We start from the raw sequence: 22,970 nt of genomic DNA on the forward strand, positions 1-22,970 counted from the left end.
GGCCGGATCGCAACATCGACCATCGCCGGGTGCCGAACCTGCGGGCGTTCATGGCCCGCAAAGGTGCGCAACTGCCGCTCGCCGCGACATCTGCCGGCTGGCGCCCGGGCGATATCTTCACCAGCCTGATCGGCGGCCGCTTGCCGCATATCGGCATCGTCTCCGACCGGCGCGGCCCCAGCGGCAATTGGGCGGTGATCCACAATATCGGCGGTGGTGCGCGTGAGGAGGACGGTCTGTTCGCGCACAAGCTGACCGGGCATTACAGGCTGATGCTCGACGGCTGAGCATTGGCGCGCGGTACGCGATACCGTCATTCAGGTGCTGGATTCGGGCATTTCGTTCTGCTATTGTTCCGATCATCGGATCAGGTGGAGCAGGGACTATGGCGCATGATTCTGCGGCATTTGAAGGCGATTGGCGGCTTGTGGAAGAAGGCGAGCCAGTGGACCAGGCGGACGATCAGCACTGGACGTTGCGCGCGGGCAAGGTCTTCCGGCGTGCGTTGCCGGCCGGGACCTATGAAGTCGTTTGCGGCGAATTGGTGCTGACCATGGCGGCAGCCGCGCCGCATGTGGCGCGCTTCCGTATTCCCGACGCGCCACTTGCCCGGAACGACAACCCCGCCGATACCGCGACGCGGCCGAACCAGTTGCCAGGATATATCAGCTATCCGGCGATCGACTTCACCGTGAAATGCATGCTGATGCGCGCCGCCTAGGTGACGTCACTTCACGCCGCCCAGCACATCGGCGATCACGCGCAGCACTTCGGGACGCAATTGCACCCCCAGATGGCTCGCGCGGATCTCGACGTTGCGGCACCGCGGGTCGTTGTCGATATGGCAGATCATGCCGTTGACCAGCCCGTCGCTGCGGCTCCAGATCGCAGTCGACGGGACGGGCAGGGGCTTTACCACCTCAGCGGCCTGTTTTGTGACCCGGTCGCTGTCGACGCGGTCGCCGGTCAGCAGCTCGAACGCGAGCCAGACATTGGTGGCACGGGGCGAGCCGGCAAAAGGCGCACTGACCGTGATCACTTCGCGCACCAGGCCGGGCAGCCGGTGCGCCGCGAATCGCGACATGACGCCGCCCAGGCTGATTCCGATCAGCGTGACCGGTTCGCCCGTTTCGGCGTGGAGCGCGCGGATGCGGTCGAGCAGCTTCTCGCCTTCGGCGCCGACCGCGCGCGAGCCGATATTGCGGCCCAAACCCCAGCGTTCGGCACGATAGCCGAGGCGATTGAGATAGCGCCGCATGACGAAATTGGAGCGATCGGAATTGAACAACCCGGGCAGCAGCAGCACTGGCCGGCCATCTCCCCTCGGCACGTCATCGAGCATCCGCCGGGACCGGAGCAGGGAGATGACGGCCCAGGCTGCGCGCGGCACTTCTGCTGCCCAGAGCAATTTTGACGGTGGGCCAGCAATGACCTCGAGCTCGCTCATCGCACCATCCATCGGGTAAAGATCTTCTTCCGGCGTATTGGCATGCACACCCATTTCCTGCGGCGTTCGGGCTGTGATATGCGATTTGCATGACAGAGGATACGCATGTGCTGGACGCACCGCCCGAAGGCGCGGCAGGCGACTGGACGATACCACAGGACTGGGCGCATTACTCCGCGGAGGACCATGCGACCTGGGACATCTTGTTCGAACGGCAAGCGAAATTGCTGCCTGGACGGGCGTCCAACGCCTATCTGCGCGGGCTGGATGTGCTCAAATTGTCCAAACCCGGCATTCCCGATTTCGAGGAATTGTCGGAACGTCTGATGAAGCTGACCGGGTGGCAGGTGATCGCCGTACCCGGCCTGGTGCCCGACGATGTGTTCTTCGATCACATGGCGAATCGCCGATTCGTCGCAGGCAATTTCATCCGCCGGCCCGACCAGCTCGATTATCTCCAGGAACCCGATGTGTTCCACGACGTGTTCGGTCATGTGCCGATGCTCGCCGACCCGGTGTTCGCCGATTATCTCGAAGCCTATGGCCAGGGCGGGCAGCGCGCGCTGGGGCTCGATGCGCTTAAATATCTAGGGCGGCTCTACTGGTACACGGTCGAATTCGGCCTGATCGCCGAGCCCGAGGGCCTGCGCATCTATGGGTCGGGCATCGTGTCGAGCTTTGCCGAAAGTCGCTTCGCGCTCGACGACCCGAGCCCCAACCGGATCGCCTTCGATCTCGCCCGGGTGATGCGGACCGAATATCGGATCGACGATTTCCAGCAGAATTATTTCGTCATCCCGAGCTTCGACGAATTGCTCCGGCTGACCGTGGAGACCGACTTCGCGCCGCTCTACGAGACGCTGAAAGCGCTGCCTGACATTCCGGTCGCGGCAATCGACCCAGCCGATGCGTTGATCACGCACGGCACGCAGGATTATGCCAACGCCAAGGCGGCGGCATGAAGATGGGGATCGCCCTGGCCTGCGCGCTGGCCATTCCAGCCGCCGCGTCGGCGCAGGAGATTTCCAACCCGTCGACCGTCGCGCCGCCGATCGGGCGCTATTCGCATCTGGCGGTGGTGCCGTCGGGGCCGGACATGCTGTACCTCGCCGGACAGGTCGGCAATGCACCCGATGGCAGCATCCCGGCCGATGCCGAGGCGCAATATGAACGCGCGCTGCGCAATGTCGTGGCAATCCTTGCCAGCCAGGGGGCAACCCCGCGCAACCTGGTCAAGCTCACCGTCTATCTGGTCAAGCCGATCGCCTATGAACGCTCGGCCGCGATCCGCGCCGCAGTGCTCGGCGATGCGGTACCGCCATCGACGCTGGTCTATGTCGTGCGGCTCGCCCGGCCGGAATTGCTGGTCGAGGTCGATGCGATCGCGGTCAAGCCCGAGCGTTAGGACTTTACCGGTTCCTCCCGGTGGCCGGGAGGAGTTCAATCACCAGTTACCGAATCCGGGCGTTTCGCCCGCGCCGCCGGGACCCAGCCGGGTCACGCGGTCATGGCCATGGCGTACGCGCTTGCGCAGCCGGAGCGCCGGCCACTCGCCGGTATCGATTCGCCCGGCAAGGCGCAGGCCCTGACGGCGATATGCGCCGAGAACGGCATCGGCCTGGCCGTGGAGCAAGCCCGCCAGCACCAGTGTCCCGCCCTCGGCCAGCGCCATTGCGATGCTCGGTGCGAGTGCAATCAGCGGCCCGGCAAGGATATTGGCGACGATCAGGTCATAGGGCGCACGGCTTATCAGCAGCGGATGTTCGAGCCCCGGCGCGACGGCAAGCGCGAGGCGGCCCGGGCCGGAGCCGAGCGCGACATGGTTGAGGACCGCATTCTCCGCCGTCACGTCGATCGAGGCCGTGTCGATATCCGAGGCAGTAGCATAGGCGCCCGGCCATAAATGCAGCGCGGCGAAGGCGAGCAGGCCGGTGCCGGTGCCGATATCGACCAGATTGCGCGCGCGTTCGCCGCGCCGGCGCATTGCGTCGAGCGTAAGCAGGCAGCCCGTGGTTGTCTCGTGCTGGCCGGTGCCGAATGCCCGGCTCGCCTCGATGCGAAAGGCGCGGGCGCCGGCCGGAACCCGGCCCTTATTGGCGTCGGTATGGACATAGAAGCGGCCGGCATGGACCGGTTCGATCCCCGCCTGGCTGAGCGTGACCCAATCGGCGTCGGGGACGCGTTCGGCCGCCGCCTTGGTCTTCGCCGAACTGGGCACCAGTGCGCGCACTGCGGCGACCGCCTCTTTGTCCGGCTTGCCCTCGAAATAGGCGTCGAGCCGCCAGCGCAACGGGTCGTCGGCGACTTCTTCGCTGGTCATCAGGACCGGCGCCGGATCGATGCCAAGATCGTCGGCTGCGTCGATCGCTTCAGCTTCGGCGCGGGTGCAGGGAAGGGTGAGCTTCCAGCTATCGGACATAGCTTGCCCCGTTCACGTCGAGGACCGATCCGGTCATCGACGCGGGTGCCTCAAGTGCCAGGAACCGTGCCGCCGTCGCGACTTCGTCGGGCTGCGCGACGCGGCCAAGCGGGATATCGGCAAGGACCTTCTCGCCGCCCCGGCTCGACAAATAGTCGCTGGCCATGCCGGTCATGGTGAAGCCCGGGCACACCGCAAAGGCGAGGATGCCCTGCGCCGCATAGCCACGCGCGATCGACTTGGTCATCGCCACCATGCCCGCCTTGGAGGCGGCATAATGCCAATGTTCGGGCGAATCGCCGCGATAGGCGGCGCGGCTGGCGATATTGACGATCCGGCCATCGGCCTTGCGCCCTTGCCAGTGAAGGATGGCAAGGCGGCACAGCTCGGCCGAGGCGGTCAGGTTGACGCGCATCGTGCGCTCCCAGTCCGCAGTCCATTCCTCATCCGGGCGATCGATCGGATTGGCTTCGAAGATGCCGGCATTGTTGATCAACACGTCGATGCGGCCGTCGAGCCGGTCGAGCGCCGCCGCCCAGAGCGCGTGCGGAGCGGCGGGATCGGCGAAATTCGCCGGGATCCCGCTGGCGGTGCCATGGCCGATCAGGTTGACGTCCGGGCCGGTCAGCGCGGTTGCGATGGCGGCACCGATGCCCCGGCTGCTGCCGGTGAGGAGGATGTTGGTGGTCATCCGCGCGGCATAGCTGCGCAGACCATGGACGTCACCCCGGGACGCGATTCCTATTCATCATCACCTTCGCCGGGGAACGCTCATTTTCAGGATTGGTGCGTCGATCCGCCCTGCCTAAGCCGCGACGCTGGTGGAGAAACTGTCCGCTGCGCCGCGCAAGGTTTCGAGCCGCTCATTGACCTCGTCGAAGTCGCGTTCGAGCGTATCGATCTCGCTCGCGACATTTTCGGTGTCTTCGCGGATCATGGCGATGGTGTTGGACATGGAATCCGCGGCGAGCGCGGTTTCGTCGACCGCCGCGGTGATCGCGGTCACGGTCTGCGCCTGGGCTTCCATCGCGAAGCGGATGCGATTGGCGCTTTCCTGCACTTCGGCGACAGTCGCCTTGATCCCGGCATTGGTATCGACGGTCGAGCGGGTGGCCGACTGGATCGCGGCAATCTTGGCGGCGATATCGTCGGTCGCGCGCGCGGTCTGGCTGGCCAGAGATTTCACTTCCTGCGCCACGACTGCGAAGCCGCGCCCGGCATCGCCGGCGCGCGCCGCCTCGATCGTCGCGTTGAGCGCGAGCAAATTGGTCTGGCCGGCAATGTCGCGAATCAGGCCGAGAATCGATTCGATCGACTTGGCATGATCGGACAGCGTCTCCGACATGCTGACCGCATCGCTCGCCTGAGTAGAAGCCCGGGTCGCGATATCGGTGGCGGCCTCAACTTCGCGTCGCGCATCCTCGATCGCGCGGATCAGGCCGGCGGCGGTCTGTGCCGCCTCGCGCATCGCGACGGCCGATTGCTCGGCGGCGGAAGCGACTTCGGAGGTCTTGCCCAGCATGCCGCGCGCGGAAGAGGATGCGCCCTTGGCCTGGACGCGGATGCGGGTGCCGAGTGTTGCGGTGCCCTGGATCGACTGACCGATGCTCTCGCTGAATTGCGCCGAGCGTTCGCGGCGTTCATCGCGCGCGCGCTCCGCGTCGCGTGATCCGAGATGCGTCGTCATCACATCGGCTTCGACCAGCGCGAGGCGCTGGATGATGTCGGCGAGATGCTGCGCGCGCGCCGTGTCGCCGTTCAGGCGTTCTGCAATGATGCTGAGTGTCTGGCTGTGCGCAAAGCTGAGCGAGGACAGCAAGGCGGGGAGAGGGACGTTGGATTCATAGGATTCGCTGGCATGACCAAAGGCGAGCGTCATCCATTGTTCGCCGAACGGATCGGCATATTTGATCTTGGTATAGCGCGCGCTTCGCGCGATGCGCTTGGCCAGCAGATCGCCGGTCAGATAGGGCCGGATATGCGCCGTCGACGGCAGCGACATATAATGGCTCCAGAAGGCGCGCGCGATCATCTCCTCCGACCCCTCGATCAGAGTCGCGATCTCGGTGCTGGCGGCGGCGATCGCCTTGTCCCAGTCATAGTCTCCGACACGCTCGGCGGCGCTGCGCGCACCACCGCTCCAGCTGCCTAAAATCGCGCTGTTTGCTTGTACCACCACGTCATCCTCCCAATGCTCTCACGCAGCGACCTTGGCGATGAAATCGCCTGCGCTGTTCTTGAGTGTCCCCAGCCTTGCCTCGAGCGAATCGAAGCCCTTGCCGACGCGGTCGATGTCCGACGCGACGGTTTCGGTATCTTCGCGGATCGCCGCGATCGTGTTCGACATCGAATCCGCGGCGAGCGCGGTTTCGTCGACCGCCGCGGTGATCGCGGTCACGGTCTGCGCTTGCGCCTCCATCGCGGAGCGGATGCGATTGGCGCTTTCCTGAACCTCCGCAACGGTCGCCTTGATGCTGGCGTTGGTATCGACGGTCGAACGGGTCGCCGACTGGATCGCGGCGATCTTGGCGGCGATATCGTCGGTTGCGCGGGCGGTCTGGTTGGCGAGGCTCTTCACTTCCTGCGCGACGACCGCGAAGCCGCGCCCGGCATCGCCGGCCCGCGCCGCTTCGATCGTCGCATTCAGTGCGAGCAAATTGGTCTGCCCGGCAATGTCGCGGATCAGGCCGAGGATCGATTCGATCGACTTGGCGTGATCGGACAGGGTCTCCGACATGCCGACTGCGACACCGGCCTGAGTGGAGGCGCGGGTGGCGATCTCGCGTGCCGCTTCGACTTCGCTGCGGGCATCCTCGATCGCGCGGATCAGGCCGGCGGCGGTGTGCGCCGCCTCGCGCATCGCGACGGCGGATTGTTCGGCGGCCGCGGCGACTTCGGAGGTCTTGCCAAGCATACCGCGCGCGGAGTTCGACGTGCTGACCGACTGGCCGCGTAGCACGCCCGATTCCTGCGTCGCACTTTCGACCATGCGGGCGATGCCGTCGCGGAATTCGGTCGCGAGGCGATCGCGCGCGATCTGCGCACTATGCTCGCGATAGGCATTATAGATCGCGACGGTGATTTCGCCCTCCAGCGCGGACAGTCGCATCAGCGTGTCGATCAGCACCGGCAGCTTCACATCGGCATGATCGACTTTTTTTGAGAGAATGTTGAGCGCGGCGCGGTCACTGGCGTTGATCATCGACAGCAGGGCGAGTGGCGACACATCGTTGGTATAGGCAGCGGCGACCGAGCGTTCGACCGATTCGACCCAGGCACGGCCCGGGGTATCGATGAAGCGATTGCGCAGGAAGACGCAGCCGACATCGATCATCTTGTCGGTTTCGTGCGGCGCCCAGATGCGTTCGTCAGCGAAACAGCGCAGCCATTGCTGCCAGTAAGCCTCTGATACTGCACGGATGTCGGGTTCGAGCACGGCCCAGGCGTCACGGCTTGCACTGGCGAGCGATCCGTCGAAATCGAACACGCGCAGGCGCGCGGTCAGATCGATTTTCGCGGCGATCGTGCCGGTGGCAGGCAGGTCGTTGGCGTCCAAGTGTGAAACTCCGTCTGGGCGACCCGGATATGGTCCCGTGGTTCTGTGTCTTTGGGCTAACCCGATTTGGTTAAGAGCCGGTTAGGACACGGATGCGAGGGGCGTTCCGTCTTGCATCGCGGCATAGGCGGACTAATAGGTCCAGCATCGCCTGACGAAGGACTTGCTCTTGGCCACCAAACCGCCCGCCGCCCGCCCATTGAGCCCCCATGTGTGGCATGTGCGCTGGCCGATCACGATGACAGTGTCGATCGTGCACCGCGTCACCGGCGACGGCATGGCGACCGTCGGCACCGTGGCGTTCGTCTGGTGGCTGGCCGCGCTGGCTGGCGGCAAGGACAGCTATGCGACCTTCCTGCATGTCTTCACCCAGTTCTGGGGTGGAGCAATCGGCTATGTCGTCGGCATCGGCCTGACGCTGTCCTTCTTCCAGCACATGGGGAGCGGCATCCGCCACTTCCTGCTCGATACAGGCGCTGGATATGAGTTGAAGAGCAACAGGATCGGCGCCTGGCTGACGGTGATTGGATCGGTCACGCTGACCGCCTTCTTCTGGCTCTATCTGCTGGGAGGCAAATAAGATGGGCAACGGCACCAATCTCGGCCGCGTCCGCGGTCTCGGCAGCGCCCAGGAAGGCGCGCATCACTGGTGGCATCAAAGGCTGACGGCGGCGGCGAACCTAGTGCTGATGCTGTGGTTCATGATCGCGATCGCGCAACTGCCTGCTTATGACTATGCGACTGTGCGCAACTGGGTTTCATCGGCCTGGGTGGCGATCCCGCTGATCCTCCTGGTCGCCTCGGTCTTCTATCATTTCCGGCTCGGCCTGCAGGTCCTGATCGAGGATTATATCCACGACGAACTCCATGTCGTGCTGATGATCGCGCTCAACTTCTTCACCGTCGGGACCGCCGCGGTGGCCATCTTCTCGATCCTCCGGATCGCCTTTACCGGGACGCCTGCATAATGGCCGAAGCCTATAAGATCATCGACCACACCTATGATGCCGTGGTCGTGGGTGCGGGCGGTTCGGGCCTGCGCGCGACGATGGGCATCGCCGAGGCGGGCCTGAAAACGGCGTGCATCACCAAGGTGTTCCCGACGCGCAGCCACACGGTCGCGGCGCAGGGCGGCATCGCCGCCTCGCTTGGCAATATGGGACCGGATCACTGGACCTGGCATATGTTCGATACGGTCAAGGGATCGGACTGGCTCGGTGACCAGGATGCGATCGAATATATGGTGCGCGAGGCGCCCGCCGCGGTCTACGAGCTGGAACATGCCGGCGTGCCGTTCAGCCGCACCGACGAAGGCAAGATCTATCAGCGCCCGTTCGGCGGCATGATGCAGAATATGGGCGAAGGCCCGCCCGCGCAGCGCACCTGCGCCGCCGCAGACCGCACCGGTCACGCGATGCTTCACGCGCTCTATCAGCAGAGCCTGAAGTATGACGCGGATTTCTATATCGAATATTTCGCGCTCGACCTGATCATGGAAAACGGCGTGTGCCGCGGCGTGATCGCCCTGTGCATGGATGACGGGTCGATCCACCGCTTCCGCTCGCACTCGGTCGTGCTGGCGACCGGCGGCTATGGCCGCACCTATTTCTCCGCGACCTCGGCGCATACCTGCACCGGGGATGGTGGTGGCATGGTGCTGCGCGCCGGCTTGCCGCTGCAGGATATGGAATTCGTCCAGTTCCACCCGACCGGCATTTACGGCGCCGGCGTGCTGATCACTGAGGGTGCGCGGGGCGAGGGCGGTTACCTGACCAACAGCGAAGGCGAGCGCTTCATGCAGCGCTATGCCCCCTCGGCCATGGATCTCGCGTCGCGCGACGTCGTGTCGCGCTCGATGGCGATGGAGATTCGCGAAGGGCGCGGCGTCGGCAAGGAGAAGGATCATATCTACCTCCATCTCGACCATATCGATCCCAAGGTGTTGCACGAGCGGCTGCCCGGCATCACCGAAACCGGCAAGATCTTCGCCGGCGTCGACCTGACGCGCCAGCCGCTGCCGGTCACGCCGACCGTGCATTACAATATGGGCGGCATTCCGACCAATTATCACGGCGAAGTCGTCCAGCTGAAGGACGGCAATCCGGACACGATCGTCCCCGGCCTGTTCGCGGTCGGCGAGGCGGCGTGTGTCTCGGTACACGGGGCCAACCGGCTCGGCTCCAATTCGCTGATCGACCTGGTTGTGTTCGGTCGCGCGACGGGCTTGCGTCTCAAGGAGACGCTCAAGCCCGGTACGTCACACAATCCGCTGCCCAAGGGGTCGGAAGAACTGGCGCTTGGCCGGCTCGACCATTTCCGCAACGCGGCGGGCGGCTCGCCGACCGCCGTGGTCCGCCTCGAGATGCAGCGCACGATGCAGAAGCATTGTGCGGTGTTCCGCTCGGATGAGCTGCTTAATGAGGGTAAGACTCAGATCGCCAAGACCTATCAACGGATGGCGGATGTCGATGTGAAGGATCGCTCGCTGATCTGGAACACCGACTTGGTCGAGACGCTCGAACTCGACAATCTGATCGCCCAGGCGGTGGTGACGATGGACTCCGCTGCGAACCGCAAGGAAAGCCGCGGCGCACATGTCAACGAAGATTTCCCGGACCGCGACGATGCCAACTGGATGAAGCACACCACCGCGACGTTCGACGGCTGGGGTGGCAAGGGCGGCGCGACCACGCTCGGCTTCCGCCCGGTGCACGATTACACGCTCACTGACGACATCGACTATATCAAGCCGAAGAAGCGGGTTTATTGAGGGCGTCGAGCGGCTCTTGTAGCGCCTTGGCGATGCGCAACATCCGCTTCGCCATGACCGCGATCATCGTCGCAATGGCTGGCAATGTCCCCGGCGCCTTCGCCGTGACTTGCCCGTCACAGAATTTCCCGGCGTTTCTCGACGCCTTCATGAACGATGTTGCGGCCCAACGGGCCTTCACCGCTCGGCCGCTGCAGAGCGTCGCGATCGACGCCATGGCGGAGCCCGAGCCGAAACCAGTCACGCGCATGGTCGATGCGCCGGTATTTCCGATCATGCTGAATGCCCGCAAGCAAGCCGATGACGGGTTGCAACGCAGCCTGTCGCGCCGGGCCGGTGGCGACATCGACGTAAAGCTGGCCGGCGGGGACAGCGATTATCAGATGCGCTACATCTTTCGAAAGACCGATTGCTGGCAGCTCTATCGCATCGAGGACGACTCGCTTTAAGGTCTCCCCATTACTCGGTAACAGGGGTTTTGAGTTATGCGTCACAGGATCATCATCGGATCGGCAGCAGCGATCATGCTGGTTGCGGGCAATCCCGCGACTGCGCGGAAACCCGCACCGGTGCAAACCGTCGGCAGCTTGCTGAAGGGAGCGGCCGAGCAGGGCGGGCCATCCTATGCCACCTTCCGCAAGGTCGCGATCGCCGAGGGCTGGGTCCCGGCGCCCCAACCCGATTGCACCAAAGAGGTCTATGGCCTGGACGGGCCATTGCCTGGCAAGCCGAATATCTGCGACGCGCTGCCCGAGATCGAGAGTTGCAGCAGCAACGGCCTGTGCCTGATGAATTTCAAGCATAAGGTCGATAAGCGATCGCTGTCGGTCACCACCTATGGCGATTACAATTCCTGGGACACGCCCGGCGAGGAAGGCGCGCTGTATGTGCAGGGCGGTAACATCGGACAATGACTTCCGGTGTTTGAACGAAGTAATGGACGGAACATGCGTCAGATGACCAAGAAGCTGAGTGTTGCCGTCGCCGTGGCCGTTATGATCGTCAGCGGGCCGATTGTCGCCAAGGGCGGGACGGTGTCCGATCTGGCCGCCTATGCCGGCAAATATCCCTATGACAAGGTGAAGGGCGTCAGCTTCCTCGATCATCCTAAAGTGCGTGCGGCCATCGAGATGGCCGTTCCCGTGGGCGACATTCGAGATATCGTGCTTTCCGGCGAAGGGGTCACGGTACCGATCGTGAAAACGCAGGGCAGGCTGTTCTCGCGCACCTTCGATCCGGCCAGCGGTGGCGATGTGAACTGGGCCGTCCTGATGGTTGCCGACGGCAGCAAGGCGGCCGTCTGCTATTCGACTGGCGTCGAGAAAGACGTTCGCGGCGCGGATTGGTATCTCGACGGCAAGATCGCGTTCACTTTGTACGAGATGTGCCCCTCGACGGCAGCCGAGGTGGAAAGTGCGGTCAGCAACTGGCCGATCGGGCCGATTCCCGGGTGAGACCGCTTATGATGCGGGCCGGATGGGCGCTGGCATGGACCCTCGGGCCTGTCTTCCTGGCTTTAGCGGCGCCAGGGTGTGCGCTCTCGCCATCGGCCCAGCCCGCCATCACCGCGCCGCCGGCGGCACTTGCGCTTGATCCATTCTACGCCCGTTATCTCGATGCCGGCGGCATCCCTGTCGTCTCCTCTGCGAAAGTCCCCGACGAGGCGCTATTGAAGGCGCGCGATATCGTCGTTGCGATGCTCGCTGCGCGGCCCGACCTTAACCGTGCACTGATTGCGCGGGGGCAGCGGGTCGCGGTGATGGCGGCGGATGAAGGGACGGTCGATATTCCCGAACAGCGCGACTGGAAAAAGCCGTTGCGCGGCGATCCGCGGCTGACCTTTTGCGAAGCGAAACATTATGACGAACGTATCGGCCGGCTGAGCGACCGCGATTACTGGAATGGCCGCGCGCGGGGCATGGCCGGCATCCTGACCACCGGCACGGTCGAAAATCTGCTGGGGTGGAAAAGCTCGCGCTATTATGGCGAGAATATCTTCGTCCATGAATTCTCACACAACATCCTTGATGCGATCCGCGCCGTTGATCCCGCACTCTACGCGCGGGTCGAGGCTGCCTATGCTGCCGCGTTGAAACAGGGGCTGTGGAAGGGCGAATATACCGCGGTCAATATCGATGAATATTGGGCCGAGGGCACGCAATTCTGGTTCAATTCGAACAAGGTGGCGACATTCGACGGACGGGTGGTGCTGTCTGATGCGGACCTCGCTACCTATGATCCAGCACTGAACGAAGTGCTGGCCGCGGCTTACGGCGCCAATCATCACCTGACGGCAGACAGCTTTTATCTCTCGGCGGCGCGGGTTCCGCCCGGGCCGCTCCCCAAATTCACTGCAGAGGTCTGCTGAGCGTCGCGCCGCGGGGATTTCCTGCTTCTGTACCGCGTGGAATAAAAATCCGGCCGGCCCCGTTGACATGGAACTGACGCACACTGACATTCCGGCTTCAAGCGGAGGTGTGCATGGGGCGTAGTGCCGGTATCGCGAAATGGCTTATCAGTGCGGGCATCGCTCTGATGGCCACAGCACCTGCCCTAGCGCAGCAGCGCTACCATCCGCCCGAACACACTCAGCCGCCGCCCTTCTATTCCGCCATCACGGCCGAGCAGGCGGCCTATCTCGCCGATCTCGGTCTTTCGTCCGAGCGCGACCGCACAGCAAAATGGCAGCTTGCCGAACATCGCCGCATCGAACGCGCGCTCGCCGACCTGCAGCCGCAGCGGAAAGGCGTGGTCGACGCCTATGTCGTCAGCATCGCGCTCGACAGCGACCCGGTATTCGGACGCGAGGCGCGCGAGGCCGGCAAGGTTTTGTCGCGGCGCTACGATGCTGCAGGGCGTACCGTCGTCCTGGCCGGTAGTGATGGCAGTGCGGAGAGCAATCTGCCCCGCGGTGCACCCGATACGCTCGCGTTGGTTCTGGCGCGGGTCGCCGAGCTGATCGACCCGAAAGAGGATGTACTCATCCTCTATACGACGAGCCATGGGGCTCCGATGGGTATCGTCTACAACGACGCCGATTCCGGCTATGGCATGGTGTCGCCGCAGCGGCTGTGGAGCCTGCTCGGCGCGCTCGGGATCGAACGGCGGATGATCCTGGTCAGCGCCTGTTATTCGGGGATTTTCGTCCCTCTGCTATCGACCGACGACAGCGTGGTGATGACGGCAGCATCGGCGGATCGCACATCGTTCGGATGCCAGGCAGATAGCGACTGGACCTTTTATGGCGACGCGCTGATCAACCACGCCCTGCGCAAGGCGCAACCGATCAATACCGCCGCCGAGGAAGCCGCCCGCCTGGTCGGTGAGTGGGAGGCGCGAGGCAAGATAACCCCGTCATTGCCGCAAATATCGATCGGCGCGCGGGCCGGGGTATGGCTCGCCGCATTGGACCGCCGCACGCCAGCCGCCGCGACCACCCCGATAGGCAAGCCCGCGGTTTCGCTGCTCGATCCGCCATAGCTTCCCATTCTGGCGAGCGCGCATGCCCAAGCCGGGCACCGTTCGACACGATCGGATGCTTGTCGCAGGCGGTTTAGCGACATAAGACAGTGCATCATCCTATCCCCGGGGGAAACTGCCTTGCGTTTCAAACTGCTGACCGCCGCGCTGCTTTGCGCCTCTGCCGCCACGCCGGCTTTGTCCCAGGCGCTCCCGCCGCCTGCGTCGGTTGCCGGCGACAGTGCGGAAGATGCGAAGCTCAAGCGGCTCTTCTATTATAGCGACGAAGCATCGCTGAAGCGCAATCCGATCTCGGCCATCTTTCGCGGCGATCTGCGCTATGCTGACCGGCTCGGTGATTATCTGTCCGACGCCTATCTCGACGGCGAGCGCAAGGCGGGTGAGGCCGACCTTCGCGCGCTCGGCGCGATTGATCGCAGCAAGCTGACCCATGTCGATCAGATCGCTTATGACGTGTTCCGCAATTCGACCGAGATCAGCCTGCGTGGTTACAGCCCCGAGATCGTCGCGCTGACCATCGTCCGGCCGATCGATCATTTCAGCGGGTTCCAGACCTTCTACCCCGACTTCGCATCGGGTCAGGGTGCGGCACCCTTCAAGACGGTCGCGGACTATGACAACAGCCTGAAGCGCAGCGCGCAATATGCGGCGCTGCTTGATCAGGCGATCGAGCGGTTTCGCCAGGGCATGAAGACGGGGGTGGTCCAGCCCAAACTGACCGTGCGCAACATGATCGAGCAGTTCGACAACATCATCGCGCAGGGGGTCGAGACATCGGCATTCTACGGGCCCGTCAAGACCTTCCCGGCAGGCATCCCCGCCGCCGATCAGGCGCGGCTGCGGGCCGCCTATGCGGCGCAGATTCGCGACGTCCTGATCCCTGCGCACAAGCGGATGCGCGATTTCCTCGCCAATACCTATCTCGCCGCGGCACGCGATAGTGTGGGCCTGTCAGGCATGCCGGGCGGCGACAAGCTCTATGCCTATCTGATCGAGTCCAACACCACATTGCCGCTCAAGGCCGAGGATGTGCACCAGCTCGGCCTGTCGGAGGTCGCGCGGATCCTGAAGGCAATGGAGGTGCAGAAGGGGGCGGTCGGCTTCAAGGGCACGCTGCCCGAGTTCTTCACCTTCCTGCGCACCGACGCACAGTTCGCGCCCAAATCGGCGGAGCAGCTGCGTGACGGCTATCGTGCGATCGGCAAGCGCATCGAGGCGCGGATCAAGGAGCAATTCTCGCTCCTGCCCAAGACCCCGCTCGAGATCCGCCCGGTTCCAGCCTACAATGAAAAGACCGAGGCGGGCGGCTCCTATCAGGGCGGCACGCCGGACGGCACGCGGCCCGGTGTATTTTATTACAACACCTATGACCTGCCCTCGCGCTATATGTGGGAGATGGAGACGCTCTATCTGCACGAGGCGGAGCCGGGGCATCATTTCCAGATCAGCCTCGCTCAGGAGAATGCCGCGCTGCCCGCGTTCATGCGCTTTGGCGGCAACACGGCCTATGCCGAAGGCTGGGGCCTGTATGCCGAGACGCTGTGGCCTGAGCTCGGCATGGAGACCGATCCGTATCAGCGCATGGGCGGCCTGAATGACGAGATGCTCCGCGCGATGCGGCTGGTCGTCGATACCGGCATCCACGCCAAGGGTTGGACCCGTGACCAGGCGATCGAGTATATGCTCGCCAACTCGCCGATGGCGCGGACCGACGCGACGGCGGAGGTCGAGCGCTACATCGCCATTCCGGGACAGGCGCTGGCTTACAAGATCGGCCAGCTGACCATCAGTCGCACCAAGGCGAAGGCCAAGGCCGCGCTTGGCGACACGTTCGATCCGCGTGCGTTCCATGCCCAGATCCTCGACACCGGTGCCTTGCCGATGCCGGTGCTGGAAAAGAAGATCGACGCCTGGATCGCGGCAACGAGCGGCAAGACGGCCCCGTAACGGGCGCGCCTGCACCGTTTCTGCACAAAGGTTCCACCTGATCAACTTTGGCCGCCGGCCAGGCCGCACTCTATCGCGGACCCTCTAAAGAGGGAGTTGATCATGTCGGATGCTGTCGTCACTGAGCGCCCGCCCGGGCGCAAATTGCTGTTCGCGATCCTGGTCGGGGCGCTGCTCGCGATCCCGCTCTTTGCGATCTACCTGCTCGTCTATGATCGCCAGTCGCAGTCGGAGACTGCGCGCTCATCGATCGCCGAGGGGTGGGGCGGCCCGCAGACCATCGCCGGACCGGTGCTGGTTATTCCCTATAGCGAACAGATCAGCGAGACGGTCACCGAGGGCGGCAAGCAGGTCGTGAAGACCAACACGGTGTGGCGCGAGCTGACCGTCTCGCCGAGCGTTGCGGATATCAAGTCGGAGCTGAAACCCGAACGACGCCATCGCTCGATCTATGATGCCGTCGTTTATGAAGCGCGCAACACCGGTACCGCGAAGTTCGCTTTGCCCGCCGATCTCCAGCGTTTCGGCGTCACGATCGATCAGCTGGCGCTCAACCGTGCGGAGTTGCGCTTTGGTCTGCGCGATGCGCGCGGCCTGTTCGGTCCGCCGCCTTCAGTGACCGTCGATAACCGCCGGCTGCCGCTCCAACCAGGCAATGGCCCGTCGGAAACCAGCGGCTCCGGCTTCTTCACCTGGCTTGACGCGGCGGCGCTGCGGGAACGGCCGATCGCGGTCAGCTTCGATTATGCCTTTCGCGGCAATGGCTGGCTCGCCTTGTTGCCCCAGGCCGGTGACACACGCTGGACGGTCAGTTCGAAATGGCCGCACCCAAGTTTCACCGGGGGATTCCTGCCGATCGCACCCAGCGTCAAGGATGAGGGTTTCACCGCGACCTGGCGCGTCGGCAACCTCGCGTTGGGCAATACGCTCATCTCCACCGAGCGAACCAAGCCCGATGTGGTCAAGGAGCCCTATCAGCGCGGTACTGCCTCACTGCGCCAGGCTGCGGGGGATTATGAAGCGCGGGTCGATCTGGTCACGCCGGTCGACCTCTACAGCCAGGTCAACCGCAGCGTGAAATATGGCTTCCTGTTCATCGGCTTCACCTTCATCGCCTTTCTGATGTTCGACGTAATCGGCGGCGTGCGCGTCTCGACGGTCGAATATCTGCTGGTCGGCGTCGGGCTGGTGCTGTTTTTTGTCATGCTGCTCGCCTTTGCCGAGGTGGTCGGCTTTTCCCCAGCCTATATTCTGGCGGCAGGGGCGATCATCGGGCTGCTCACTGCCTATTCCTCGGCAGTGCTCGGCAGCTGGCGGCGCGGCGCATACATCGCCGGTCTGCTCACCGCGCTTTACGGTGTGCTCTATATCCTGCTCAGCCTGGAGGCCTATTCGCTGGTGATCGGCTCGCTGCTGCTCTTCGCGGCGCTGGCGGCGGTGATGTATCTGACTCGCGGGCTTGATTGGGGTGGCATGCGCATCGCGCCGATCAAGATCTAGCCCGGTTCCACGCACAGAAACGCAAAGCCAGTCCGCTCTCCATCCTGTCCTCGATTACGATCGGCGGGCCGGATGAGAGAGCGGGCTGGTTTCCCGGAACGCGAGTCGCGGCCATCACCGGGCCCATTTTTCCGCTGTTATTTCAGCAACAAAAAAACCACCCCTGTTATGTTGGAGTCCAAATACGGATTCTTCGAATTTTTCCAATAGCTTGTACCCCGTTTCGCCTGTTTCGATAACAGGGGTCGAACAGCGATGGAACAGGGGTGGAACAGCGGAATAACAGCGGTGAGCTGACCGCTGTTATTGCCGAAACCGCGGGTGCGGAAACGCTTATCCTTTATCAGTCATGTCAAAGAGCGCGACGAAACGCTGCTGTCCCGTCTGCCGCCACGCTGCCACGACTTGCAATGATGTTGAATCGGTGCCGCCGGCCATCTTCTTGCGCTGAGTGATCCCCCTAGATCGAAAAGCCGCCGTCGATATCGATCGTCGCGCCGGTTATGAAGGACGCTTCGTCGCTGGCCAGGAAGACGGCAAGCGCGGCGATCTCTTCCGAGCGACCATAGCGGCCAAGCGCGATCTGCGGGGTCAGCAGCTTGGCGAAATCACCGTCGGCCGGGTTCATGTCGGTATCGACCGGGCCCGGCTGGATGACATTGACCAGCACGCCGCGCGGGCCGAGGTCGCGCGCCCAGCCGCGGGCGAACCCCGCCACCGCCGCCTTGGTCGCACCGTAGATCGCCCCGCCCGGCGTTGGCATGCTGTGCGCATTGACGCTGCCGATGATGATGATCCGGCCGCCGTCGCTGATCAGCGGTATCGCGGCGAGCGTGCCGGCGAATACACCGTCAACATTGACGCCGAATTGATGACGCAGATTGTCGATCGAGTCGTGGCCGATCGATGCGAAGGCGGCGACGCCGGCATTGTGGATGAGGATATCTAGCCCGCCGAGCTTGTCGGCCGCGGCCTTTATCGCCGCTGCCTGGGCCTGCGGGTCGCTGCTGTCGGCCTGGATTGCATGGCCAGCGCGTCCGGCAGCGGTAATTGCCGCAATCGTTGCATTCGCCGCCTCGGCATTGCCGGCATAGGTGATGACGACGTCCGCGCCGTCCTCAGCAAGCCGCTTCGCGATTGCGGCGCCGATGCCGCGCGATCCGCCGGTGACGATCGCCTTCTTGCCCTGGAGCTTCATGATGCCATTCCCCGTTTCGCCGGCTCGCCTCATGCCAATGCCTTCTGCGTTAAGGGACAAATGGCCTGTGTAGATCGCACTTCAATGGGTCAGTGCTAAGTCATGATGACTTTCCCGCGTGCTTTGTCGCGGATTTCCATGGCTTGGTGCCGATCGGTAATTCTTCTATCCTTCACAAACAAAAGCGCATGGCTGCACGGGCTGCATGCGGCGCTGCCGTCTAAGCATTTGCGACACCCCGCTGCCTTGTGTATCGGCTTGCGACATCGCGCGGCCGGAACGCGCCAGGACTGTACGGGGACGTTGTACCGATGGCTGAGTTTACCCTGCCGAAGAACAGCAAGATCAAGAAGAACGGCAAGGTCCACAAGGCGCCTGCCGAGGCGACGAAGATCAAGAATTTCAAGATCTATCGCTACGATCCCGATGCCGGCGAGAATCCGCGCTACGATACGTTCGAGATCGACCTCGACAGCTGCGGCCCGATGGTGCTCGATGCGCTGATCAAGATGAAGTCAGAGCAGGACAGCTCGCTGACCTTCCGCCGCTCGTGCCGTGAAGGCATTTGCGGGTCATGCTCGATGAACATCGACGGCAAGAACGGCCTCGCCTGCACCACCGCGATCGAGGATGTGAAGGGCGATGTGACGATCACGCCGCTGCCGCACATGGAAGTGATCAAGGATCTGGTTCCCGATTTCACGCATTTCTACGCGCAATATGCCTCGATCAAACCTTGGCTGCAGACCGTCACGCCGCCGCCTTCGGGCAAGGAGCGGCTGCAGTCACCGACGGACCGCGAGAAGCTCGACGGGCTTTACGAATGCATCCTGTGCGCCTGCTGCTCCACCTCATGCCCGAGCTATTGGTGGAACAGCGACAAGTTCCTCGGCCCCGCGATCCTGTTGCAGGCCTATCGCTGGCTCGCGGACAGCCGCGACGAGATGACCGGCGAGCGGCTCGATGAGCTGGAGGATCCGTTCCGCCTGTATCGCTGCCACACGATCATGAACTGCGCGAATGTCTGCCCCAAGGGCCTGAACCCGGCCAAGGCAATCGCCGAGATCAAGAAGATGGAAGTGGAGCGGGTTCTCTAGGGCCCGCGCGTGACCAGCTCCGCCAACCCATTCTTCAGTTACGAGGACGATCCCGACGCGCCTGGCTGGAAACGCTGGCAGTTTCGCGATCCGACCCGATTCAACGCGTTTATCGAGCCGCTGCTCGTGCGGGTCGATGACGGGCTGGCGCGGGTCCGCATGATGCCCCGCCACGACCATTCGAACATGCGCGACCAGGTGCATGGCGGCGCATTGCTCGGTTTCATGGATGTCGCGCTGTTCGCCGCCAGCCGTGGGTTCGGCGTGCTGAGCGCAGGCGGAGCGGTGACGCTCGATCTGTCGGCGCAGTTCATCGGTGGCGGGCGCATCGGCGTCCCGCTCGAGGCGCATATCGAGCTGTTGCGCGAAACCGGCCGCATGCTGTTCCTGCGCGGCCTGATTGTGCAGGAGGGTGAGCCGACCATCGCGAGCTTCAGCGGCACGTTGCGCAAATCGACTCCGCCGGCCGGCCTTTTGTGAGCAAAGTCCTCGCTGCTTATCAGGCACTGGTGACGGCCGGTGAATTGCGGGCCGATCCGGAACAGGCCGAGGCCGCGCGCCGGCTCGACCTGCTCGCGACTGAACTCGAGGCGACGCCGAAGCGCGGCAGCATCTTGTGGCGTACGCTCGGCAAGAAACCGGAGGCACCGCGCGGTATCTATCTGTGGGGCGGAGTGGGGCGCGGCAAATCAATGCTGATGGACCTGTTCTTCCATGCGCTCGATATCCGCCGCAAGCGCAGGGTCCATTTCCAGGAATTCATGCTCGACGTGCATCAGCGCCTCGGCGTTGAGCGCACCAAGGAGAAGGGCGATCCCGTCCTCCCCGTCGCTGCGGCGATCGCCGAGGAAACCCGGTTGCTCGCGTTCGACGAGATGATCGTCAACAACAGTCCCGATGCGATGATCTTGTCGCGGCTGTTCACCGAATTGCTCGCGCGCGGTGTGACGGTAGTGACGACATCGAACCGGGTGCCGACCGACCTCTACAAGGACGGGCTCAATCGCGAGCATTTCCTGCCCTTTATCGATCTGATCCAGACCAGGCTCGATGTCCTCGCGCTCAATGGGCCGGTCGATTATCGCCGCGATCGCCTTGGTGTGCAGGAGACCTGGCTGGTGCCTAACGGAGCCGAGGCGACAGCCCAGCTTTCCGCGGCTTTTTTCCGCCTGACCGATTACCCGCCCGAAGATCGCGCGCATGTTCCGGCGGAGGAGCTGATAGTGCAGGGCGGGCGCACCCTGCATGTGCCGAAAAGCCTGAAGGGCGTCGCGGTTTTCGCGTTCAAGAAACTATGTGGCGAAGCACGCGGCGCGGCGGACTATCTCGCCGTAGCGCGGAAATTCCATACCGTAATCCTGGTCGGTATCCCCAAGCTCGGCCCCGAGAATCGCAACGAGGCCGCCCGCTTCGTCGCGCTGATCGACGCGCTTTATGAGCATAAGGTCAAACTGCTCGCCGCCGCCGATGCTGAACCCGACCGGCTTTACGAAACGGGCGACGGCCGTTTCGAATTCGATCGCACGGTCAGCCGGCTGGAGGAGATGCGGTCTGAGGAATATCTGGCCGAAGGGCATGGCGCGTCGGGGCGTTGATCCGGCGCAGGAGCGTGGCAAGGATGCGCCGTGCCCCCGGTTCGGCGCGTATTGCGACAAAGGTCGACAAGATCAGGATTGTCAGAGCGGCACCGACCATCGCCGCGATTGGCTGCGTCCCGGCCCCGATCAAGGCAATGATGATCGCCGCGCCGATCACCTGGTGCAGAAGATAGAGCGGATAGCTGCTTTTCCCCGCCGCGATGAACCATCCGGCCATGCCTGTATTTGTCAGCTTGCTCTGTAGTTGCGGAGCACCCCGGATCACCATCATCGCAGCAGCAAATACCAGCAGGGGGATGGCAGGCTCGACATGGATGCCGTTGATGCCGATCATCGTCCTCGCATGAGCCACGATCTCGACCATCATGGTCGGCGCTGCAATGGCGACGGTGCACAGGGATAGCCGCCTGTTACCATGTTGACGCATCGACTGCAGCGCGATGCCGAAGGCGAAGAACGCGCCATATCGAAGCAACAGCAAATGCTCGGCATAGGTGCTCTTGGCGAATTCGGGTTTTCCACCCGTCATCAGCATGACTGCCCAGTAACCGGCGCTCCACAATGCGAGGCTCAACCCTATTCGTTCCAGTCTGGACCGATTGTCACTGTCATCCTTGAGGCAGACGGCGACGAGCAGGTAGAAGACAAGTTCGACGCCCAATGTCCAGTAGACGCTGTCGATCTGGTTCGCGAAGGGCCAGAACAGCATCGATGCAGCCCAGGCTTTTGCGATCATGCCGCCTGGCACGATGCCGTATGCGAGCAATGTCAGCGCAGTGAGCGTAGCGCAGATCCATGCCGCCGGGATGAGTCGCAGCAGGCGGCGCTGCAGAAACGCCCGGCGTCCGGCATCCCGTGCCGACAAGGCAATGACATAGCCGGAAATGACGAAGAAGATCTCGACGCCGATCCAGCCCCACCAGGTCCACGCAGCCGCGTCGGCCGGCAACATCACCGCCGGATCGAACATTCGCGTCGCCGCAGTCGTGGCGAGGGGAAAGATTGTCGTGAAGTGGAAAAGAAGCACGATCGCAGCACACACGAAGCGCACAGCGTCGAGAGCCAGAAGATGATCCTTGACCGATGAGGGCGCCATGCAGGGGCTAACGCGGCCAGTCGCCTCGCCTGTCCGCGGCGGGCATCGACATGCCGGTTAGACGCAGCAAGCGGTAGGCGGGGATCATGTGGTCGGTTGGTGCGGCCATGGCCAGGCCATGCGTCTCGCTGTCTTAAGATCAGGTGTCACGGACTGACAAAACGCTTAGAATGGCAACGAAACGCAGGAGAGATTCGATGCTCGTTACCACCACCGAGAATGTGCCCGGTCACGCCGTCAAAGCGGTGCTGGGCCAGGCCTTTGGCGTCGTCGTGCGCAGCCGCGGTATCGGCGGCAACATCACCGCCAGCCTGCGCTCGATCGTTGGTGGCGAGATTCCCGAATATACCCGGCTGGTCGAAGAGACGCGCCGCCATGCGATTGACCGGATGGTCCAGAACGCGGCGGCGATGGGTGCCAATGCCGTGGTGATGATGCGCTTCGACTCGGGTGAGATCGCCCAGTCGATGAACGAGGTGGTCGCGTACGGCACGGCCGTGATCCTCGACCCCGCTCCCGAATGATGTTGCGCACCTTCGTGCTGGTCGCTGCGTTGCTGGCCTTTACCGCGACGCTGATCGGCGTCTGGGTTGACGCGGCAAACTGGCCGATGGTTCTGGCATTCGGCCTGCTGGTCGCGGGCATAATGTTCGAACGCGCACGGTATGGCCCAACCCAGGCCAGGCCAACCGGCGGCGCCTGGCGCGAGACGCCGGAGCGCTTCATCGATGACGAAAGCGGGCGGCTGGTGGTCGTGTGGTACAACGAGACCACGGGCGAGCGCCGCTATGTCGATATCGATGCGGCGTAAGGGTTTATTGCAATTGCGAATGATTTGCATCAAGCTGATATAATCCTGTGC

Annotated in this window: 26 protein-coding genes; 19 read left to right on the top strand and 7 right to left on the bottom strand. The window is 63.4% G+C overall.

Annotated elements, in window-relative coordinates; translation table 11 throughout:
- Positions 1–287: DUF1287 domain-containing protein (locus ACRECS_RS22780; protein WP_431585253.1), on the top strand; the 287-nt coding region annotated here is incomplete at its 5' end.
- A gap of 98 nt (positions 288–385) precedes the next feature.
- On the top strand, positions 386–721 hold the full coding sequence (locus ACRECS_RS22785; protein ID WP_431585254.1) for a hypothetical protein: 336 nt from the start codon (positions 386–388) through the stop codon (positions 719–721).
- 6 nt (positions 722–727) lie between these two features.
- Here ACRECS_RS22785 and ACRECS_RS22790 read toward each other — a convergent pair whose 3' ends face one another.
- Positions 728–1,447 (bottom strand): esterase/lipase family protein, encoded by a 720-nt coding sequence (locus ACRECS_RS22790; RefSeq protein WP_431585255.1) that lies wholly within the window; start codon positions 1,445–1,447, stop codon positions 728–730.
- An 89-nt stretch (positions 1,448–1,536) separates the two neighbouring features.
- Between ACRECS_RS22790 and phhA the strand changes: the two genes are divergently transcribed.
- Complete coding sequence (gene phhA, locus ACRECS_RS22795) at positions 1,537–2,409, top strand: phenylalanine 4-monooxygenase (protein WP_431585256.1); 873 nt, start codon at positions 1,537–1,539, stop codon at positions 2,407–2,409.
- The gene (locus ACRECS_RS22800; RefSeq protein WP_431585257.1) at positions 2,406–2,852 is read left to right on the top strand and encodes a RidA family protein; all 447 of its coding nucleotides are present in this window, start codon (positions 2,406–2,408) and stop codon (positions 2,850–2,852) included. The genes phhA and ACRECS_RS22800 overlap by 4 nt, the downstream gene beginning before the upstream one ends.
- Positions 2,853–2,891: 39 nt before the next feature.
- On the opposite strand, the gene ACRECS_RS22805 is transcribed toward ACRECS_RS22800, so the two are convergent.
- From ACRECS_RS22805 to ACRECS_RS22820, 4 genes are all read right to left on the bottom strand, one after another.
- Positions 2,892–3,866, bottom strand: coding sequence for a 50S ribosomal protein L11 methyltransferase (locus ACRECS_RS22805; protein ID WP_431585258.1), 975 nt, complete (start codon positions 3,864–3,866; stop codon positions 2,892–2,894).
- Positions 3,856–4,557: an SDR family NAD(P)-dependent oxidoreductase gene (locus tag ACRECS_RS22810; RefSeq protein ID WP_431585259.1), complete on the bottom strand. Its 702-nt coding sequence runs from the start codon at positions 4,555–4,557 to the stop codon at positions 3,856–3,858. The genes ACRECS_RS22805 and ACRECS_RS22810 overlap by 11 nt, the downstream gene beginning before the upstream one ends.
- Positions 4,558–4,671: 114 nt before the next feature.
- Positions 4,672–6,045: a methyl-accepting chemotaxis protein gene (locus ACRECS_RS22815; RefSeq protein WP_431585260.1), complete on the bottom strand. Its 1,374-nt coding sequence runs from the start codon at positions 6,043–6,045 to the stop codon at positions 4,672–4,674.
- Positions 6,046–6,063: 18 nt separating this feature from the next.
- Positions 6,064–7,407, bottom strand: a complete 1,344-nt coding sequence (locus ACRECS_RS22820; RefSeq protein ID WP_431585288.1) for a methyl-accepting chemotaxis protein — start codon at positions 7,405–7,407, stop codon at positions 6,064–6,066.
- Positions 7,408–7,591: 184 nt separating this feature from the next.
- Here ACRECS_RS22820 and sdhC point away from each other — a divergent pair, with 184 nt between their 5' ends.
- The 10 genes from sdhC to creD all read left to right on the top strand — a co-directional run bounded on the left by sdhC (position 7,592) and on the right by creD (position 17,119).
- Positions 7,592–8,002: a succinate dehydrogenase, cytochrome b556 subunit gene (gene sdhC / locus ACRECS_RS22825; protein ID WP_431585261.1), complete on the top strand. Its 411-nt coding sequence runs from the start codon at positions 7,592–7,594 to the stop codon at positions 8,000–8,002.
- Position 8,003: 1 nt separating this feature from the next.
- The gene (gene sdhD, locus ACRECS_RS22830) at positions 8,004–8,390 is read left to right on the top strand and encodes a succinate dehydrogenase, hydrophobic membrane anchor protein (RefSeq protein WP_431585262.1); all 387 of its coding nucleotides are present in this window, start codon (positions 8,004–8,006) and stop codon (positions 8,388–8,390) included.
- Positions 8,390–10,192, top strand: a complete 1,803-nt coding sequence (gene sdhA, locus ACRECS_RS22835; protein ID WP_431585263.1) for a succinate dehydrogenase flavoprotein subunit — start codon at positions 8,390–8,392, stop codon at positions 10,190–10,192. Before sdhD ends, sdhA begins: the two co-directional genes overlap by 1 nt.
- A 32-nt stretch (positions 10,193–10,224) precedes the next feature.
- Positions 10,225–10,641 carry a hypothetical protein gene (locus ACRECS_RS22840; protein WP_431585264.1) on the top strand — a complete coding sequence of 139 codons (417 nt, stop codon included), beginning with the start codon at positions 10,225–10,227 and terminating at the stop codon, positions 10,639–10,641.
- A gap of 36 nt (positions 10,642–10,677) precedes the next feature.
- A complete protein-coding gene (locus ACRECS_RS22845) occupies positions 10,678–11,106 on the top strand; it encodes a hypothetical protein (RefSeq protein ID WP_431585265.1) in 429 nt (142 codons plus the stop codon).
- Between the two features lie 33 nt (positions 11,107–11,139).
- Positions 11,140–11,646: a hypothetical protein gene (locus ACRECS_RS22850; RefSeq protein ID WP_431585266.1), complete on the top strand. Its 507-nt coding sequence runs from the start codon at positions 11,140–11,142 to the stop codon at positions 11,644–11,646.
- Positions 11,647–11,654: 8 nt separating this feature from the next.
- The gene (locus tag ACRECS_RS22855) at positions 11,655–12,560 is read left to right on the top strand and encodes a glycoside hydrolase (protein ID WP_431585267.1); all 906 of its coding nucleotides are present in this window, start codon (positions 11,655–11,657) and stop codon (positions 12,558–12,560) included.
- A 167-nt stretch (positions 12,561–12,727) separates the two neighbouring features.
- Positions 12,728–13,672: a C13 family peptidase gene (locus ACRECS_RS22860; protein ID WP_431585268.1), complete on the top strand. Its 945-nt coding sequence runs from the start codon at positions 12,728–12,730 to the stop codon at positions 13,670–13,672.
- Positions 13,673–13,792: 120 nt separating this feature from the next.
- On the top strand, positions 13,793–15,619 hold the full coding sequence (locus ACRECS_RS22865) for a DUF885 domain-containing protein (protein WP_431585269.1): 1,827 nt from the start codon (positions 13,793–13,795) through the stop codon (positions 15,617–15,619).
- A gap of 102 nt (positions 15,620–15,721) precedes the next feature.
- Entirely contained in the window at positions 15,722–17,119 is a 1,398-nt protein-coding gene (gene creD, locus ACRECS_RS22870) for a cell envelope integrity protein CreD (protein WP_431585270.1), read from the top strand.
- Positions 17,120–17,579: 460 nt separating this feature from the next.
- Here the strand turns inward: creD and ACRECS_RS22875 are convergent, their stop codons facing one another.
- On the bottom strand, positions 17,580–18,317 hold the full coding sequence (locus ACRECS_RS22875) for an SDR family NAD(P)-dependent oxidoreductase (RefSeq protein ID WP_431585289.1): 738 nt from the start codon (positions 18,315–18,317) through the stop codon (positions 17,580–17,582).
- Positions 18,318–18,628: 311 nt separating this feature from the next.
- On the opposite strand from ACRECS_RS22875, the gene ACRECS_RS22880 reads away from it, so the two are divergent.
- From ACRECS_RS22880 to zapE, 3 genes are read left to right on the top strand one after another with little or no spacing between them, the layout of a single operon-like run.
- Positions 18,629–19,414 carry a succinate dehydrogenase iron-sulfur subunit gene (locus ACRECS_RS22880; RefSeq protein WP_431585271.1) on the top strand — a complete coding sequence of 262 codons (786 nt, stop codon included), beginning with the start codon at positions 18,629–18,631 and terminating at the stop codon, positions 19,412–19,414.
- 9 nt (positions 19,415–19,423) lie between these two features.
- Positions 19,424–19,894, top strand: coding sequence for a PaaI family thioesterase (locus ACRECS_RS22885; protein WP_431585272.1), 471 nt, complete (start codon positions 19,424–19,426; stop codon positions 19,892–19,894).
- Positions 19,891–21,009: a cell division protein ZapE gene (gene zapE, locus ACRECS_RS22890; protein ID WP_431585273.1), complete on the top strand. Its 1,119-nt coding sequence runs from the start codon at positions 19,891–19,893 to the stop codon at positions 21,007–21,009. Before ACRECS_RS22885 ends, zapE begins: the two co-directional genes overlap by 4 nt.
- Here zapE and ACRECS_RS22895 read toward each other — a convergent pair.
- A complete protein-coding gene (locus ACRECS_RS22895) occupies positions 20,942–22,108 on the bottom strand; it encodes an acyltransferase family protein (protein ID WP_431585274.1) in 1,167 nt (388 codons plus the stop codon). The genes zapE and ACRECS_RS22895 overlap by 68 nt on opposite strands.
- A 197-nt stretch (positions 22,109–22,305) precedes the next feature.
- Here ACRECS_RS22895 and ACRECS_RS22900 point away from each other — a divergent pair, with 197 nt between their 5' ends.
- Positions 22,306–22,632 (top strand): YbjQ family protein, encoded by a 327-nt coding sequence (locus ACRECS_RS22900; protein WP_431585275.1) that lies wholly within the window; start codon positions 22,306–22,308, stop codon positions 22,630–22,632.
- Positions 22,629–22,919 (top strand): hypothetical protein, encoded by a 291-nt coding sequence (locus tag ACRECS_RS22905; RefSeq protein ID WP_431585276.1) that lies wholly within the window; start codon positions 22,629–22,631, stop codon positions 22,917–22,919. The genes ACRECS_RS22900 and ACRECS_RS22905 overlap by 4 nt, the downstream gene beginning before the upstream one ends.
- Positions 22,920–22,970 lie beyond the last annotated feature (51 nt).

The sequence above is a fragment of the Sphingomonas sp. genome (assembly GCF_050725575.1).
Taxonomy (GTDB): Bacteria; Pseudomonadota; Alphaproteobacteria; order Sphingomonadales; family Sphingomonadaceae; genus Sphingomonas.

What these genes read in the sequence shown, in the direction of transcription:
- ACRECS_RS22900 (WP_431585275.1), top strand. Translation starts at nt 22,306, where the DNA reads ATGCTCGTTACCACCACCGAGAATGTGCCCGGTCACGCCGTCAAAGCG.
- ACRECS_RS22800 (WP_431585257.1), top strand. Translation starts at nt 2,406, where the DNA reads ATGAAGATGGGGATCGCCCTGGCCTGCGCGCTGGCCATTCCAGCCGCC.
- ACRECS_RS22850 (WP_431585266.1), top strand. Translation starts at nt 11,140, where the DNA reads ATGCGTCAGATGACCAAGAAGCTGAGTGTTGCCGTCGCCGTGGCCGTT.
- phhA (WP_431585256.1), top strand. Translation starts at nt 1,537, where the DNA reads ATGACAGAGGATACGCATGTGCTGGACGCACCGCCCGAAGGCGCGGCA.
- ACRECS_RS22860 (WP_431585268.1), top strand. Translation starts at nt 12,728, where the DNA reads ATGGCCACAGCACCTGCCCTAGCGCAGCAGCGCTACCATCCGCCCGAA.
- ACRECS_RS22810 (WP_431585259.1), bottom strand. Translation starts at nt 4,557, where the DNA reads ATGACCACCAACATCCTCCTCACCGGCAGCAGCCGGGGCATCGGTGCC.
- ACRECS_RS22855 (WP_431585267.1), top strand. Translation starts at nt 11,655, where the DNA reads ATGATGCGGGCCGGATGGGCGCTGGCATGGACCCTCGGGCCTGTCTTC.
- ACRECS_RS22895 (WP_431585274.1), bottom strand. Translation starts at nt 22,108, where the DNA reads ATGGCGCCCTCATCGGTCAAGGATCATCTTCTGGCTCTCGACGCTGTG.
- ACRECS_RS22805 (WP_431585258.1), bottom strand. Translation starts at nt 3,866, where the DNA reads ATGTCCGATAGCTGGAAGCTCACCCTTCCCTGCACCCGCGCCGAAGCT.
- ACRECS_RS22880 (WP_431585271.1), top strand. Translation starts at nt 18,629, where the DNA reads ATGGCTGAGTTTACCCTGCCGAAGAACAGCAAGATCAAGAAGAACGGC.
- ACRECS_RS22845 (WP_431585265.1), top strand. Translation starts at nt 10,678, where the DNA reads ATGCGTCACAGGATCATCATCGGATCGGCAGCAGCGATCATGCTGGTT.
- ACRECS_RS22790 (WP_431585255.1), bottom strand. Translation starts at nt 1,447, where the DNA reads ATGAGCGAGCTCGAGGTCATTGCTGGCCCACCGTCAAAATTGCTCTGG.
- ACRECS_RS22785 (WP_431585254.1), top strand. Translation starts at nt 386, where the DNA reads ATGGCGCATGATTCTGCGGCATTTGAAGGCGATTGGCGGCTTGTGGAA.
- sdhA (WP_431585263.1), top strand. Translation starts at nt 8,390, where the DNA reads ATGGCCGAAGCCTATAAGATCATCGACCACACCTATGATGCCGTGGTC.
- creD (WP_431585270.1), top strand. Translation starts at nt 15,722, where the DNA reads ATGTCGGATGCTGTCGTCACTGAGCGCCCGCCCGGGCGCAAATTGCTG.
- sdhD (WP_431585262.1), top strand. Translation starts at nt 8,004, where the DNA reads ATGGGCAACGGCACCAATCTCGGCCGCGTCCGCGGTCTCGGCAGCGCC.
- ACRECS_RS22840 (WP_431585264.1), top strand. Translation starts at nt 10,225, where the DNA reads ATGCGCAACATCCGCTTCGCCATGACCGCGATCATCGTCGCAATGGCT.
- ACRECS_RS22905 (WP_431585276.1), top strand. Translation starts at nt 22,629, where the DNA reads ATGATGTTGCGCACCTTCGTGCTGGTCGCTGCGTTGCTGGCCTTTACC.
- ACRECS_RS22875 (WP_431585289.1), bottom strand. Translation starts at nt 18,317, where the DNA reads ATGAAGCTCCAGGGCAAGAAGGCGATCGTCACCGGCGGATCGCGCGGC.